We start from the raw sequence: 14,410 nt of genomic DNA on the forward strand, positions 1-14,410 counted from the left end.
GTTCTATTCTGACTGCCGGGTTTGTCAGCAGAGGGGGCCGACGGTGCGCGCAGAGACCACGGGGGCGAGGGGCCGGCGTGACCGGTCGGCGGGGTGGAAGCCGTGACGCGGGGCAACCCGACCGTCCGGGCGGCCGGGATCGTGGCGCTGGTGGTGACGGCGCTGCTCGGCTCGGCCTACGTGCTGGGCCGCAGCCTCATCCCCGACCAGCCGCAGGAGCGCAAGACCACCGGGGTCACCACCAACGCCGACGGGCCGTACTACGCCGACCAGCCGACCGAGGCCGCGCCGAGCGGAGCACCGAGCCCCAGTCGTGACGCCGGGCCCACCGACGCAGGGCAGGACGGGTCGGGACGGGACTCCGGCGGCGGCCAACTGTTCGGGGCGCACACCAGCACCGGCACGCCCCGCCTCGCGTTGACCTTCGACGACGGGCCGGATCCGCGCTACACCCCGCAGGTGCTCGCCATGCTTCGTGAGTTCGACGTCAAGGCGACCTTCTGCGTGGTGGGCGAGAACGCCCAGAACCACCCCGACCTGATCCAGGCGATCGTCGACGGCGGGCACACCCTGTGCAACCACTCGTGGCACCACGACGTCACCCTGGGCAACCGTTCCGCGGACGTGATCCGTGCCGACCTGCTGCGTACCAACGAGGCGATCCGGGCGGCGGTGCCGGACGCGCCGATCGTCTGGTACCGCCAGCCGGGCGGCGCCTGGACCTATTCCGTGGTGTCGGTGGCGCAGCAGCTCGGCATGACCCCGCTGCACTGGTCGGTGGACCCGTCGGACTGGGAACTCCCCGGCGCGCGCAAGATCGCGGCGACGGTGACCAGTCAGGCCGAACCGGGATCGGTGGTGCTGCTGCACGACGCCGGCGGAGACCGGCAGGGCACCATGGACGCGCTGCGGCGGATCCTGCCCGACCTGACCGCGCGGTTCGAGTTGGAGGCTCTGCCCACCGACCCGACGTGAGACCCGGACGGGCCGCGACCTTGCGGAGCCGCGGGGTGGCGACCGACACACCACCGGCCCGGGCGCCACCTCGGCATCGGCGCCTTTCCTCGGCGACCCTCCGGGTGCCCCCGGAGGCAACGGATACGGTGACGGGATGAGCAGCGCGGAGCCGACCAGCGACCAGGTGACCCGGAGCGACCGACTGGCCCCGGCGGAGATCGCCGACGTGCTGGCCCTGGCGCGTACCGCTGGCGACACCGACGGCGCCGACCCCCTCGACGAGCACGTCCTGCTCCGGCTGCGCGACCCCGAGGCCCCCGCCGTGCACCTGGTCGCTTGCGCCGACGACGGCACCCTCACCGGGTACGCGCACCTCGACACCACCGACCCGGTGGGCGGCATCGGGGTGGAGCTGGTGGTGCACCCCGCGTACCGGCGGCGGGGCACCGGTCGGGCGCTCGCTCGGGGCGTCCTCGCCTCGGCCACCGGGCCGCTGCGGGCGTGGGCGTACGGCGACCACCCCTCGGCCGCCGCGCTCGCCGTCGACCTCGGGTTCACCCGCGCCCGGGTGCTCTGGCAGTTGCGCAGGCCACTGGCCGCCCCGCTGGGTGAGCCGCGCCTGCCCGACGGGGTGGAGTTGCGCGCGTACCGGCCCGGGGCGGACGACGCGGCCTGGCTGACCCTCAACTCGCGGGCCTTCGCCGAGCACCCCGAGCAGGGCCTGTGGACCTCGCACGATCTGCGGGTCCGCCTGGCCGAGCCGTGGTTCGACCCGGCGGGCTTCCTGCTCGCCGAGGAGACCGCCACGGGTCGGCTGCTCGGGTTCCACTGGACCAAGGTGCACGAGCGACCGGGATCGGCCCGCATCGGCGAGGTGTACGTGCTGGGCGTGGATCCGAGCGCGCACGGCGGCGGGCTCGGTCGGGCGTTGACCACCGCGGGTCTGGCGTACCTGCGGGACAAGCGGGGCCTGGACCGGGTGATGCTCTACGTGGACGACTCGAACACCGGGGCCGTCGCGCTGTACGAGCGGTTGGGCTTCGCCCGCTGGTCCGCGCACATCAACTACCACCTCGGCTGAGCGGGAACGGGCACTGAAGTGCCCCGGTTCACTTAACGGACAACTCACCCTCAGCAAGCGGTCACCTCGGGGGCCGTACGTGTTCACCTCGCGTTCACTTGCGACCGGCGAACCGGCTACCTGGCACTTCTAACTTTCGTGTCAGCCGGTCAGTGCCGGTCCTCGGGCCCCGGCATCGGGGCGCCAAGTCAGACGCGAAGGGAAACCCCTCAGGTGAAGCTCCAGCGGTACGGCACTATTGCCTGCCTCGCTCTTGCCGCGACGCTCGGCCTCAGTGCATGCGGCTCGGACAACAACGAGCCCACTTCCGGCGCCAGCGCCTCGGGCTCCGCCGCCGCGGTCGACTGCGGTACCGGCACGGTCAACGCTCAGGGCTCGTCGGCACAGAAGAACGCCATGGCCGAGTGGATCAAGGCGTACCAGCAGAAGTGCCAGGGCACCACGATCAACTACGAGGCCTCCGGCTCGGGCGCCGGCATCCAGGCGTTCATCGCCGGCACCGCCGACTTCGCCGGCTCCGACTCCGCGCTCAAGGCTGAGGAGCAGCCGAAGGCCGACGCCAAGTGCGTCGGCGGCAAGGCCATCCACCTGCCGATGGTGATCGGCCCGGTGGCCGTCGCCTACAACGTCAGCGGCGTGGACAACCTCCAGCTCAAGCCGGCCACCCTGGCGAAGATCTTCGCCGGCAAGGTGACCAAGTGGGACGACGCCACGATCAAGGCCGACAACCCGGACGCCAAGCTCCCGGCGACCACCATCCAGACCGTCCACCGCTCGGACGAGTCGGGCACCACCGACAACTTCACCAAGTTCCTCTCGAAGACCTCCGAGGCGGACTGGACGCTTGGCAACGCCAAGGCCTGGAAGGCCCCGGGCGGCACCGGCGCCAAGGGCTCGGACGGCGTGGCCAGCTCCGTCAAGGGCGCCGACGGCTCCATCGGCTACATGGAGTGGTCGTTCGCCGAGAACGCCGGCCTGAAGATGGCCAAGATCGGTAACGGCAACGGCGAGTTCGCCGCACTGACCGCCGAGGCCGCTGGCAAGACCATCGCCGGCGCCAAGATCGAGGGCCAGGGCGACGACCTCAAGCTGTCGATCGACTACAACACCAAGGAGGCCGGGGCCTACCCGATCGTCCTGGCGACGTACGAGATCGTCTGCAGCAAGGGCCTCGCGGCCGACAAGCTCAAGCTGGTCAAGGGTCTGCTGGGCTACGCCGCCAGCGCCGAGGGTCAGAACTCGCTGACCGACCTGGGCTACGCCCCGCTGCCGGAGACGGTCCGCACCAAGGTCGAGACCGCGGTCAACAACCTCTCCTGACCCGACCCCACCACCTCCGCAACCGAATCGAGCGAGCAGATGGGTGAAACCCCTCACCGCTCGGCCGACGCCGGCACCGGCGGGACGCGCGTGACCCAGAGTCACGAGTGGCCCGCCGGTGCCTCGGCGCGTGTGGCCGAGGCACCAGTCAGCCCGCGTTCCCCGGGCGGCGCCGGGATGGGCGGCGGCGGCGCGTTGCCGCGCAGCCGTAAGTTCGGCGCCGAGCGGGCCTTCCGCGGTCTCACCCTGGCCGCCGGCACCGCCGTTCTGGTCATCATCGCCGCCATCGCGATCTTCCTGGTCGCCAAGGCGGTGCCGGCCCTACGCGCCAACACCGAGAACTTCTGGTCGTACGAGGGCTGGTCCCCCAACGAGACGCAGCCGAAGTTCGGCATCGGCACACTCGCCTTCGGCACCGTGCTCAGCTCGGCGCTGGCGCTGCTCATGGCGGTGCCGGTGGCGCTGGGCATCGCGCTCTACCTCTCGCACTACGCGCCCCGGCGGCTGGGCACCGCGCTCGGCTTCCTGGTCGACCTGCTGGCCGCCGTGCCGAGTGTGGTCTTCGGCCTCTGGGGGCGGGACATCTTCATCAACCCGGTTCGGGACTTCTCGGTCTGGCTGAACGAGTACTTCGGCTGGCTCCCGATCTTCGGCGGCGACGGCCCGTTCGGTAAGTCGATCATGCTGGGTGCCCTGGTGCTCGCGATCATGGTGTTGCCGATCATCACCTCGCTCTCCCGTGAGGTGTTCCTCCAGACGCCTACCGCGAACGAGGAGGCCGCCCTCGCCCTGGGCGCCACCCGCTGGGAGATGCTCCGCACCGCGGTGCTGCCCTACGGCCGCCCCGGCATCATCGCCGCGGTGATGCTCGGCCTCGGCCGGGCGCTCGGCGAGACCATCGCCCTGGCGCTGACCCTCGGCATCACGTTCGGCATCTCGTTCAACCTGATCCAGAACGGCGGCAACACCATCGCCGCCAACATCGCCAACGCGTTCGGCGAGGCGAACGAGACCGGCCGGGGCGCGCTGATCGCCTCCGGTCTGGTGCTGTTCACCATCACGCTGATCGTCAACATCACGGCGCGGGCGATCATCTACCGCCGCCGGGAGTTCACGGAGTCGGCCGCATGACCACAACCGTCACCTCCCACCGCTCCCGTCCGCCGGCCCAGCCCGCCTCGCTGCGGGCCCGACGGCTTCCCTGGTACGCCGCACCGGCAATCGCCGTGGCGGCTCTGGCGCTCTCCGCGGTGATCGTCTACGGCGCGGGCATCGGCGGCCCGGTCCTCGTGGTCGTCCTCGGCGCGGTGCTCTACCTGGTCGGGCTCTTCGCCGCGGCCAACGCGGTCGAGGGCCGTCGGTCGGCCCGCAACCGCACCTGGAGCGCGCTGATCCACTCCGCGTTCGTGCTGGCGGTGCTGCCGCTCGTCTCGGTCGTCTGGACACTGGTCAGCAAGGGCACCGAACGGCTGGATGCCAACTTCTTCCAGACCTCGATGAACAACATCGGGGCCCGGGACGCCAACGGCGGCGCGTACCACGCGATCGTCGGCACGCTGGAGCAGGTCGGCATCGCCACCCTGATCACCGTCCCGCTCGGCGTCCTCTGCGCCATCTACATCGTCGAGTACGGGCGCGGCAAGTTCGCCTTCGCGATCCGGTTCTTCGTGGACGTGATGACAGGCATCCCGTCGATCGTCTCCGGCCTCTTCGTGCTGGCGTTCTGGGTGCTGATCGTGTCGCCGTGGTTCAACGACGGCCGGCCCAGCTTCTCCGGCTTCGCCGCGGCGCTCGCGCTGAGCGTGCTCATGCTGCCCACCATCGTCCGGTCCACCGAGGAGATGCTCCGCCTCGTCCCAGCGCCGCTGCGCGAGGGCGCGTACGCGCTCGGCGTACCCAAGTGGAAGACCATCCTGCGGGTGGTCCTGCCGACGGCGCTGCCCGGCATCGTCACCGGCGTCATGCTCGCCATCGCCCGCGCGGCCGGCGAGACCGCGCCGGTGCTGCTGGTCGCCGGCGGCGGCGCCGCCATCAACACCAACCCCTTCGAGAACAACCAGTCGTCGCTGTCCCTCTTCGTCTACCAGCAGGCCGGTGACGCGTCGAAGTACGCGCCGGCACGGGCGTGGACCGCGGCACTCACCCTGGTCGCCCTCGTGCTCATCCTGACGATCGCGGCGAAGCTGCTGGCCCGTCGCAACCGGCTCAGCCGATGAACCCCGGAGGTACCACCACCATGGCCAAGCGTGTCGAAGCCTCGAACGTCACCGCCTACTACGGCGGCTTCAAGGCGATCGAGAACATCAACCTGACGGTCGAGCCGAAGACCGTCACCGCCCTGATCGGCCCGTCCGGTTGCGGCAAGTCCACGTTCCTGCGGTCGATCAACCGGATGCACGAGGTGCTGCCGGGTGCTCGGGTCGAGGGCAGCCTGACCATCGACGACCAGGACATCTACGACCGGGACGTGGACGTCACAGCGGTCCGGCGCATGATCGGCATGGTGTTCCAGCGGCCGAACCCGTTCCCCACCATGAGCATCTTCGAGAACGTGGTGGCCGGGCTGAAGCTCAACGGCGTCCGGCGCAAGTCGATCCTGGACGAGGCCGCCGAGAAGGCGCTGCGCTCGGCGAACCTGTGGGACGAGGTCAAGGACCGGCTGGGCAAGCCCGGCGCGGGCCTCTCCGGCGGTCAGCAGCAGCGGCTCTGCATCGCCCGGACCATCGCGGTCGAGCCGCAGGTCGTGCTGATGGACGAGCCCTGCTCGGCGCTGGACCCGATCTCCACGCTGGCGATCGAGGACCTGATGTTCCAGCTCAAGGACAAGTTCACGATCATCATCGTGACGCACAACATGCAGCAGGCCGCCCGGGTGTCGGACCGGACCGCCTTCTTCTCCATCGAGAAGACCGGCGACCCGGGCCGGCTCATCGAGTACGACAACACCCAGAAGATCTTCAGCAACCCGAGCGTGAAGAAGACCGAGGACTACATCACCGGCCGCTTCGGCTGAGCCGCTGGATCCCGGTCCGCGAGGGGCGTCGGTCGACCTGGCCGGCGCCCCTTCGTGTACCCCGAGGCGCGGCGGTCAGGCGAGTACGAAGCGGGGTTCGCCGTCCGGTGGGAGGTCGAGGCGCGGGGTGACCGGGGTGGCGGCGTCCCGGTCGGCCGCCGCGCGGGCGACCCCGGCCAGGTCACCGGCCGCCGCCACCTGGGCGAGTGTGACAAGGGTCGGTGGCAGCATGGTCAACTCGCCGGCCCGCGCCCGGGCCAGTGCGTCGGCCGGCCGGATCCACAGGGTGTGGTCGGCCTCGCCGGAGACGTCGCGGGTCCGCTGCCCCGCCGGCAGCAGGGCCACGAAGAAGTACGTGTCGAAGCGGCGCGGCTCGAACTCGGGGGTGATCCACCGGCTCCACGGCAGCAGCAGGTCCGACCGCAGGGTGAGACGCCGGTCGGCGAGCAGCGCCGCGAAGCCCAGCCGACGCCCCTCCAGGTCCTGCCGGGCGGTCTCCCAGTCGTCGCCGCTGACGTCGCCCACCACCGTCGCCTCGTCCGGGCCGGCGAGCAGCACGCCCGCCTCCTCGAAGACCTCCCGGGCGGCGGCGCAGACCACCGCCCGGGCGGCGTCCGTGGCGACCCCGAGCCGTCCCGCCCACTCGGTCGGCGTCGGGCCGGCCCAGTCCAGGTGGGCCTCCGAGTCGGAGCGGTCCACCCCGCCGCCGGGGAAGGCGTACATCCCGCCGAAGGTCATGGCGGCGACCCGGCGGATGACGTACACCTCGAAGTCGGTGTCGGTCGGACGCAGCAGCAGCACCGTGGCCGCGACCCGGGGCACCGCCGGGGTGCCGCCCTCGGCCTGGAACCGGCGGGCGTGCTCGACCAGGGCGGCCGGGGCGGCGAAGCCGTCGCTGTCGATCGTCATGCCGCGAGCCTAGTTGCCCGACCGGCGGGGCTGGTTGGTGTGCCAGGCACCTCGGCGCGGCCGCCCGACCACTCCCACCGCTCCTTTGCTCTGCTTATGCGGACGCACCGGTAACGTTCGGTAACTGTCGCGTCCGCGTATGCAGAGCAAAGGACGTGCACAGGGGTTGGCGGACACCGATCGGCGGCGGGCCGGGCAGCGGGCGGTTCACCTGGCTCAGCTAGCGTTCCGGCATGACTCGTTGGGGCATCCTGGCCACCGGCCACATCGCCAGCCGTTTCGCCGAAGACCTCCGGCTGGTGCCGGACGCCGAACTCGTCGCGGTCGGGTCCCGGGCCGCCGACAGCGCGCAGCGGTTCGCCGACAAACACGGGGCGAAGCGGGCGTACGGCTCCTGGGTGGAGCTGGCGGCCGACCCGGAGGTCGACGTCATCTACGTGGCCACGCCGCACGCCGCGCACCACGAGGCGGCGATGACCTGCCTGACCGCCGGGCGCGCGGTGCTGCTGGAGAAGCCGTTCACCCTCGACCTGGCCACCAGCACCGAGCTGGTGGACACCGCCCGCGCCGCCGGGGTCTTCCTCATGGAGGCCATGTGGATGCGGACCAACCCTCTCATCCGGCAGGCGGTCCAGCTCATCGCCGACGGGGCGATCGGCGCGGTGAGCGGCGTCCGGGCCGACTTCGGGGTGGCCGGGCCGTTCCCGCCGGAGCACCGGATGCGCAACCCGGTGCTGGGCGGGGGTGCCCTGCTCGACCTGGGGATCTACCCGATCAGCCTGGCCCATCTGCTGCTCGGGGTCCCGCGGCACATCCGGTCCTGGGCGCAGCTCGGGCCGGAGGGGACCGACGAGAACACAGGCATCCTGTTCGGCTACGACACCGGAGCGCTGGCCACGCTGAGCTGCGGCATGGTCGGGGCCAGCGAGTTGTCCGCCTCGATCACCGGCACCACCGGCCGGATCGACCTGCCGGAACCGTTCTTCCGGCCGGGGTCGCTGACCCTGCACCGGGCCGGCGCCGAGCCGGAGACGATCGTCGCGGAGGAGGGCGGCAACGGCTACCAGTACGAGGCGATCGAGGTGCAGCGTTGCCTGGCCGCCGGGCTGACCGAGAGCCCGGTCGTGCCGCACACCACCACCCTCGAGGTGATGGCCCTGCTGGACACGATCCGCGAGCAGATCGGCGTGCGCTACGTCTGAACGCGACAAGGCCCCCGACCGGGGGGCCTTGTCGCGTGCCGGGCCCGGTCAGCCGAAGAGCGGGCGGACCAGCAGGTACGTGACGCAGGCGATCAGCGCCGCGGCCGGGAACGTGATGATCCAGGCGATCACGATGTTGCCGGCGACGTTCCAGCGGACCGCGGAGAGCCGCTTGGTCGCGCCCACACCCATGATCGCCGAGGTGATCGTGTGGGTGGTGGAGATCGGCGCCTTGAGTACCAGGGCGTTGAAGTAGAGCACCGCGCTGGCCACAGTCTCGGCGGCGAAGCCCTCCGGCGGCCCGAGGTCGATGATCTTGCGTCCGAGGGTCCTGATGATCCGCCAACCACCGGCGTACGTGCCGAGGGCCAGCATCGTCGCCGACGTCCAGAACACCCAGCCCGGGATGTGCGTCTTGCTCTCCTGGAAACCGCCCGTGTACAGCGCCAGCACCACGATGCCCATGGTCTTGGCGGCGTCCTGCATGCCGTGGCCGACGGACATGGCGGCCGCCGAGGCGGTCTGCGCCCAGCGGAAGCCCCGGTTGAGCTTGCCCGGCTGCCCCTTGCGGAACAGCCAGAGGATGGCCAGCATCAGCAGGTAGCCGAGGGTGAGACCGACGATCGGCGAGAGCACCATCGGCAGCAGCACCTTCTCGCCGATGTTGCCCCACTGCACGAGACCGCCGGTGGACAGCAGGGTCGCGCCGACCAGGCCGCCGAAGAGAGCGTGCGACGACGACGAGGGCAGACCGAAGTACCAGGTGATCAGGTTCCAGGCGATCGCGCCGAGCACCCCGGCGAAGACCACGCCGAGGCTGCTCACCCCGGTCGGGAGGGTGACCAGTCCGTCGCCGACGGTCTTGGCGACGCCGGCGCCGAAGTGGGCGCCGACGAAGTTGCCGACCGCGGCGAGCCCGAGGGCGATCCGGGGGGTCAGCGCCCGGGTGGAGACGCTTGTGGCGATCGCGTTGGCGGCGTCGTGGAAGCCGTTGGTGTAGTCGAACGCCAGGGCCACCGCGATCACCGCCAGTACGGCGATGAGTTCAGGGGACACCGGCTCAGGACTCCTTGACGGCGATGGTCTCGACGGTGTTGGCCACGTGCTCGAAGGCGTCGCAGGCGGCCTCCAGCTCGTCGGCGACCTCCTTCATCTTCAGCACCGTCAACGCGTCGTACTCACCGGAGAAGAGGCGTACGAGCAGCTGCCGGTTGATCCGGTCGCCCTCGTTCTCCAGCCGGTTGCACTCGATCCAGTAGTCCTCGAGGTCCTTCATCGACTTCAGTCGCGGCATGGCCTCGGCGGTCAGCTTGGCCTGCTGGTCGAGCACGTTGACCATCTCGTGCAGCTCGCGGGGCAGCGCGGGGAGCTCGGTCAGCCCGTACAGGTAGAGCAGGTCCCCGACCGCCTCCAGGTGGTCCATCACGTCGTCGAGCAGCGAGCCGAGCCGGTAGATGTCCTCCCTGTCGAACGGCGTGATGAAGGTCGAGTTGATCTTCTTGTACAGCTCGTGCGTGATCTGGTCGCTGTCGTGCTCGACCTCGGTCAGCCGCTCGCTTACCGACTGCACGTCGACGCCGGGCAGGGCCAGCTCGTTCAGCAACTCGGTGCCCCGGACCAGGTTCTGCGCGGCCCTGGTGAAGAGCTCGTAGAAGGCGCCCTCGGTGGGGCGGAAGGAAAACTTCACAGCACAGACCTCGTCGCGTCGGTGGAAGGGTGGCGGCACCCCGTCGGGCACCCGCCCGGTGAATGCTAGAAAACGGCTGGACCGCGAATTCGTCGGCCCACCCCTGGCCAAGCCACATTCACCGGTCGTTCATCTGCCGTTCATCTCGGGCGCCCCATCCGCCCCCGCTCCCCCAGTACGCAGCCGCTCCCGCTCGTGCGCCACATCGAAATCGGCAGGCGGATACCCCAGATCAAGCGTGTCGAACGTCTCCCTCACCAGGTGGGCCACCGCCCAGTCCCGGTACCACTTGCGGTCCGCCGGCACCACGAACCAGGGCGCGGCGTCCGTGGCACACCGGCTCAGGGCCTCGGCGTACGCGGCCTGGTAGTCGTCCCAGCGGGCTCGGGCGTCGACATCCGAGGGGTTGTACTTCCAGTGCTTACGCGGGTCGGTGAGCCGTCCCAGCAGGCGCTCGCCCTGCTCGGCGTACGAGATGTGCAGCATCACCTTGACCACTGTCACGCCGCCCTCGGTCAGCTCCCGCTCGAAGCTGTTGATCTCGTCGTAGCGGGCCCGCCAGGTGGCCTCCGGCACCAGCGAAGCGACCCGGGCGATCAACACGTCCTCGTAGTGCGACCTGTTGAACATCCCGACGTACCCGGGTGGGGGCAGCGCCCGGCGGATCCGCCACAGGAAGTCGTGTCGCAGCTCCTGCGGGGTCGGCGGACCGAACGAGCGGATGTGCAGGCCCAGTGGGTTCATGGCGCCCGCCACCCGCTTGATCGTGCCGTCCTTGCCACCGCAGTCCATGGCCTGGAGCACCAGCAGCACCCGGTGCGCCGGCCGCTCCGACCCGGCCTGGGCCATCGCGAAGAGCATCTCCTGCTGCCGGCCCAGCTCCTCGCCGACCAGCTCCACCTGCTCCCGCGCCCAGGTCTTGCGGCGGCCGCCGTCCACCTCCGCCGCCGGCAGGCCGGGCGTGGACCGGGGATCGATCGCGCCGAGATCCACCGGCGCGGTGACCCGCAGCAGTTCCCGTACTCCGCCGCCGTCCGGCGCCACGATCCGCGGTTCCTGGGATGTGCTCATGCACGGATCATCGCCCACCCCTCTTCCGTCCGCCCGCCGAGAGCCGCCGCGGCCGGGCATCCGGGGCTGCCCGCGCCCGGACTTGGCGGAAGGATGGACGCCCAGGAGGCAACCGGCCGGGAGGTGGTGGGGTCGTGCGGGACCTGGCGACGGAGTTCGAGGCCGAGCGGGGCCGCCTGCTCGCGGTGGCCCGCCGGATGCTGGGCAGCCGCAGCGAGGCCGAGGACGCGGTGCAGGAGACCTGGCTGCGCTACGCCGGGGCGCTCGCCGACCCGGCGGCCCGCGCGGAGATCCGCGACCTGTCCGCGTGGCTGACCACCGCGTGCGCCCGGATCTGCCTCGACGTGCTCCGCTCGGCCCGCGTCCGGCGGGAGGCGTACCCGGGGCAGTGGCTACCGGAGCCGGAGGTACGCCCACTGGACAGCCGTCCGGCGCCGGACGGGTACGCCCCCGACCCGGCGGAGCGGGCGGTGCGGGCCGACCAGATCGGCACCGCGCTGCTGGTGGTGCTGGAGCGACTCGCGCCGGAGCAGCGGGTCGCCCTCGTGCTGCACGACGTGTTCGCGGTGCCGTTCGCCGGCATCGCCGAGGTGCTCGGCACCACCGAGGGGGCGGCCCGGCAGCTCGCCTCCCGCGCCAGACGGGCGGTGACCGCGCCGGACGCGCCACGGCACAGCGCCGACCCGGCCGAGCAGCGACGCGTGATCGAGGCGTTCGTCGCGGCCACCGAGTCCGGCGAGCTGGACGCGCTGCTACGGGTGCTCGCGCCGGACGTGGTCCTGCTCGGCGACTCCGGCGGGCACTTCCCGTCGGCCCGTCGACCGGTGGTCGGCGCGGACCAGGTGGGCCGCTTCACGCTCGGCCTGTTCGGCCGCGCCGGCCGGTACGCCCACCGTGTGCTGTCCCGGCCGGTGCTCGTCGACGGCGTGCCGGGCCTTCAGATGGAGACGGTGCACAGCGACGGGCGGCCGATCCGCCTGGTCACCGCCTTCGCCGTGGACCAGGGCCGGATAACCGGCATCTTCAACCAGCTCAACCCGGAGAAACTGGCCGGCCTGCCACCGCTGGGCGACGACGACACCTGGCCGCCGCGCTGGTGACCCGGGCGCCGGCTCAGACCACCAACGCCAGCCACTTGCGGTACGAGGTGGCGAACGGCTCGGTGCCGTCGCCGAGCGCGCCGTACAGCCACCGGGCCGCCGCCTCGGCCCGCACCACCACGTCCTCGGGGTAGCCGAAGCGGGCCCGGTGCTCGGCGAACTCGTCCTCGTCGAGCAGCTCCACCAGACCGGTGGCCCGGCGGCGCACCACGTCCAGGTCGAGGTCGATGAGGTGGACTGTGTCGTCGGACTCCCAGCGGGCCGGGGTGGCGATGTCGCAGTAGACCTCGCTGGTGCGCGGCGGCGGGTTGAACATGCACGTCCACCACGCGTGGTGCGGCACCAGCAGGACGAACGGGATCTTCTCCACCGAGGGCCGGCCGTGGTAGACCGACTCGGTGCCGAACGGGACGCCCAGCCAGATGCCCAGGTCGTCCTCGGCGAGCCGGCGGGCCGGGTAGTCACGGTGGGCGCTGCCGTCGTACTTGCGGTAGATCACTCGGACCACGTCGCTCGGCATGATTCGCACCCTAACCGATACTGCCCACGCGTCGTAGTGCGGCCGTAACGGGACGGCACCGGCCATCGGGGCGTACGGGTGGGTCCCGCCACGCGGGCGGATGGGCGCGGCCCGTGTCGGCGGCGGCGGGTACCGTCGCACGGTGACTCCGCCCCGCACCGCCACCGGTTCCGCCTCCCCGTCGGCCCGTGCCGGGAGCCGGCGGCGGGGTGCCCGGCCCAGCGGCACCGAGCTGCTCGCGGCGGCCGTCGGCGCGGTCCCCGGCGGCGCGGCACGCCCCGGCCAGCAGCAGATGACCACCGCGATCGAGGAGTGCGTGACAAGCGGCGAGCACCTGCTCGTCCAGGCGGGCACCGGCACCGGCAAGTCGCTGGCCTACCTGGCGCCCGCCCTCACCGTGGACGGCCCGGTGGTGGTGTCCACCGCCACCCTGGCGTTGCAGTCCCAGCTCGTCGACCACGACCTGCCCCGGCTGGCCGACGCGGTCGAGCCGCTGCTGGGCCGCCGGCCCACCTATGCGGTGCTCAAGGGCCGTCACCACTACCTCTGCCTGGCCCGGCTGGACAACTCCACCGAGGAGGAGCCGGAGGACACGCTCTTCGACACTCCGGCCGCGCGCCCTGGCGGCGGCACCAAGTGGCTGGGCGAGGCGGGCCGGCTGGGCAAGCAGATCGAACGGGTACGCGACTGGGCCGAGAAGACCGCCACCGGCGACCGGGACGAGTTGGATCCGGGCGTCGACGATCAGGCCTGGCGGCTGGTGTCGATGCCGGCCCGGGAGTGCGTGGGCGCGGCCCGCTGCCCGTTCGGGCAGGAGTGCTTCGCCGAGGCGTCCCGGGCCCGGGCCCGGGAGGCCGACATCGTGGTGACCAACCACAGCCTGCTCGCGGTCGACATGCTCGCGGACCGGCACATCGTGCCGCCGCACAAGCTGCTCATCGTGGACGAGGCGCACGAGCTGGCCGACCGGGTCTCCTCGGCGGCGCAGGCGGAGCTGGTGCCGGAGCTGATCGACAGGTCGACCCGGCGGGCCCGCCCGCTGCTGCGACCGGAGACCGCCGAGGCGCTCACCGCCGCCGGCGACGCCCTCGCGGTCGCGCTGGCCGAGGCGCCGGCCGGGCGGCTCACCGCCGGCCTGCCGGCGCCGCTGCGGGAGGCGTGCACGCTGCTCGACGCGGCCACCCGCAGCGCGTTGGACGCGATCGGCGACATCAAGTCCGACGATCCGGACCCGGTCCGCAAGCAGCAGGCCAAGGCCGCGCTGGACGACCTCTCCACCACGGCACAGCGGTTGCTGGAGGAGGCCGAGCACGACGTGGCCTGGGTGGAGAAGAACGACAGCGGCAGCCGCCGGGCACTTGTGGTAGCGCCGCTGTCGGTGGCCGGCACCCTCGCCACCCACCTGTACGACGAACGCACCGTCGTCGCCACCTCGGCGACCCTGGCGCTCGGCGGACGCTTCGACACGGTGGCCCGCGCCCTCGGGCTGGACGCGCCGCCGAGCGCCTGTCTCTTATACACCTCTCCGAGCCCACGAGACCGGAGCCTAT

Annotated in this window: 14 protein-coding genes; 9 read left to right on the top strand and 5 right to left on the bottom strand. The window is 71.7% G+C overall.

Translation table 11 applies throughout. The annotated features are described in order from the left end of the window. Positions 1 to 102: 102 nt before the first annotated feature. From FHG89_RS28740 to pstB, 6 genes are all read left to right on the top strand, one after another. A complete protein-coding gene (locus FHG89_RS28740; RefSeq protein WP_139587542.1) occupies positions 103 to 975 on the top strand; it encodes a polysaccharide deacetylase family protein in 873 nt (290 codons plus the stop codon). Positions 976 to 1,111: 136 nt separating this feature from the next. Continuing rightward, positions 1,112 to 2,038: a mycothiol synthase gene (mshD, locus tag FHG89_RS28745; protein ID WP_139587543.1), complete on the top strand. Its 927-nt coding sequence runs from the start codon at positions 1,112 to 1,114 to the stop codon at positions 2,036 to 2,038. Positions 2,039 to 2,251: 213 nt separating this feature from the next. After that, a complete protein-coding gene (pstS, locus tag FHG89_RS28750; RefSeq protein WP_139587544.1) occupies positions 2,252 to 3,358 on the top strand; it encodes a phosphate ABC transporter substrate-binding protein PstS in 1,107 nt (368 codons plus the stop codon). 39 nt (positions 3,359 to 3,397) lie between these two features. Next, positions 3,398 to 4,489, top strand: a complete 1,092-nt coding sequence (pstC, locus tag FHG89_RS28755; protein ID WP_139587545.1) for a phosphate ABC transporter permease subunit PstC — start codon at positions 3,398 to 3,400, stop codon at positions 4,487 to 4,489. Further along, on the top strand, positions 4,486 to 5,574 hold the full coding sequence (gene pstA, locus FHG89_RS28760) for a phosphate ABC transporter permease PstA (RefSeq protein WP_139587546.1): 1,089 nt from the start codon (positions 4,486 to 4,488) through the stop codon (positions 5,572 to 5,574). The genes pstC and pstA overlap by 4 nt, the downstream gene beginning before the upstream one ends. Positions 5,575 to 5,594: 20 nt before the next feature. Beyond that, complete coding sequence (gene pstB / locus FHG89_RS28765; RefSeq protein WP_139587547.1) at positions 5,595 to 6,371, top strand: phosphate ABC transporter ATP-binding protein PstB; 777 nt, start codon at positions 5,595 to 5,597, stop codon at positions 6,369 to 6,371. A 75-nt stretch (positions 6,372 to 6,446) separates the two neighbouring features. Here pstB and FHG89_RS28770 read toward each other — a convergent pair whose 3' ends face one another. Continuing rightward, a complete protein-coding gene (locus FHG89_RS28770) occupies positions 6,447 to 7,280 on the bottom strand; it encodes an NUDIX hydrolase (RefSeq protein ID WP_139587548.1) in 834 nt (277 codons plus the stop codon). A 233-nt stretch (positions 7,281 to 7,513) separates the two neighbouring features. Between FHG89_RS28770 and FHG89_RS28775 the strand changes: the two genes are divergently transcribed. Beyond that, positions 7,514 to 8,482 (top strand): Gfo/Idh/MocA family protein, encoded by a 969-nt coding sequence (locus tag FHG89_RS28775; RefSeq protein WP_139587549.1) that lies wholly within the window; start codon positions 7,514 to 7,516, stop codon positions 8,480 to 8,482. 48 nt (positions 8,483 to 8,530) lie between these two features. On the opposite strand, the gene FHG89_RS28780 is transcribed toward FHG89_RS28775, so the two are convergent. The 3 genes from FHG89_RS28780 to FHG89_RS28790 form a co-directional block, all read right to left on the bottom strand. After that, positions 8,531 to 9,538: an inorganic phosphate transporter gene (locus FHG89_RS28780; RefSeq protein WP_139587550.1), complete on the bottom strand. Its 1,008-nt coding sequence runs from the start codon at positions 9,536 to 9,538 to the stop codon at positions 8,531 to 8,533. Positions 9,539 to 9,542: 4 nt separating this feature from the next. Continuing rightward, the gene (locus tag FHG89_RS28785; protein WP_074314917.1) at positions 9,543 to 10,169 is read right to left on the bottom strand and encodes a DUF47 domain-containing protein; all 627 of its coding nucleotides are present in this window, start codon (positions 10,167 to 10,169) and stop codon (positions 9,543 to 9,545) included. Between the two features lie 129 nt (positions 10,170 to 10,298). After that, positions 10,299 to 11,240, bottom strand: coding sequence for a PPK2 family polyphosphate kinase (locus tag FHG89_RS28790; RefSeq protein ID WP_139587551.1), 942 nt, complete (start codon positions 11,238 to 11,240; stop codon positions 10,299 to 10,301). Positions 11,241 to 11,374: 134 nt separating this feature from the next. Between FHG89_RS28790 and sigJ the strand changes: the two genes are divergently transcribed. Next, positions 11,375 to 12,340 (top strand): RNA polymerase sigma factor SigJ, encoded by a 966-nt coding sequence (sigJ, locus tag FHG89_RS28795; protein ID WP_139587552.1) that lies wholly within the window; start codon positions 11,375 to 11,377, stop codon positions 12,338 to 12,340. A 13-nt stretch (positions 12,341 to 12,353) separates the two neighbouring features. Here sigJ and FHG89_RS28800 read toward each other — a convergent pair whose 3' ends face one another. Further along, positions 12,354 to 12,860, bottom strand: a complete 507-nt coding sequence (locus tag FHG89_RS28800) for a DUF402 domain-containing protein (protein ID WP_139587553.1) — start codon at positions 12,858 to 12,860, stop codon at positions 12,354 to 12,356. Positions 12,861 to 12,960: 100 nt separating this feature from the next. Between FHG89_RS28800 and FHG89_RS28805 the strand changes: the two genes are divergently transcribed. Then, positions 12,961 to 14,410: ATP-dependent DNA helicase (locus FHG89_RS28805; RefSeq protein ID WP_208761151.1), on the top strand; the 1,450-nt coding region annotated here is incomplete at its 3' end.

This window comes from Micromonospora orduensis (assembly GCF_006228125.1).
Taxonomy (GTDB): domain Bacteria; phylum Actinomycetota; class Actinomycetes; order Mycobacteriales; family Micromonosporaceae; genus Micromonospora; species Micromonospora orduensis.

Coding starts and splice junctions, on each gene's coding strand:
- mshD (WP_139587543.1), top strand. CDS start 1,112: ATGAGCAGCGCGGAGCCGACCAGCGACCAGGTGACCCGGAGCGACCGA.
- pstA (WP_139587546.1), top strand. CDS start 4,486: ATGACCACAACCGTCACCTCCCACCGCTCCCGTCCGCCGGCCCAGCCC.
- pstB (WP_139587547.1), top strand. CDS start 5,595: ATGGCCAAGCGTGTCGAAGCCTCGAACGTCACCGCCTACTACGGCGGC.
- FHG89_RS28770 (WP_139587548.1), bottom strand. CDS start 7,280: ATGACGATCGACAGCGACGGCTTCGCCGCCCCGGCCGCCCTGGTCGAG.
- pstC (WP_139587545.1), top strand. CDS start 3,398: ATGGGTGAAACCCCTCACCGCTCGGCCGACGCCGGCACCGGCGGGACG.
- FHG89_RS28775 (WP_139587549.1), top strand. CDS start 7,514: ATGACTCGTTGGGGCATCCTGGCCACCGGCCACATCGCCAGCCGTTTC.
- FHG89_RS28800 (WP_139587553.1), bottom strand. CDS start 12,860: ATGCCGAGCGACGTGGTCCGAGTGATCTACCGCAAGTACGACGGCAGC.
- FHG89_RS28790 (WP_139587551.1), bottom strand. CDS start 11,240: ATGAGCACATCCCAGGAACCGCGGATCGTGGCGCCGGACGGCGGCGGA.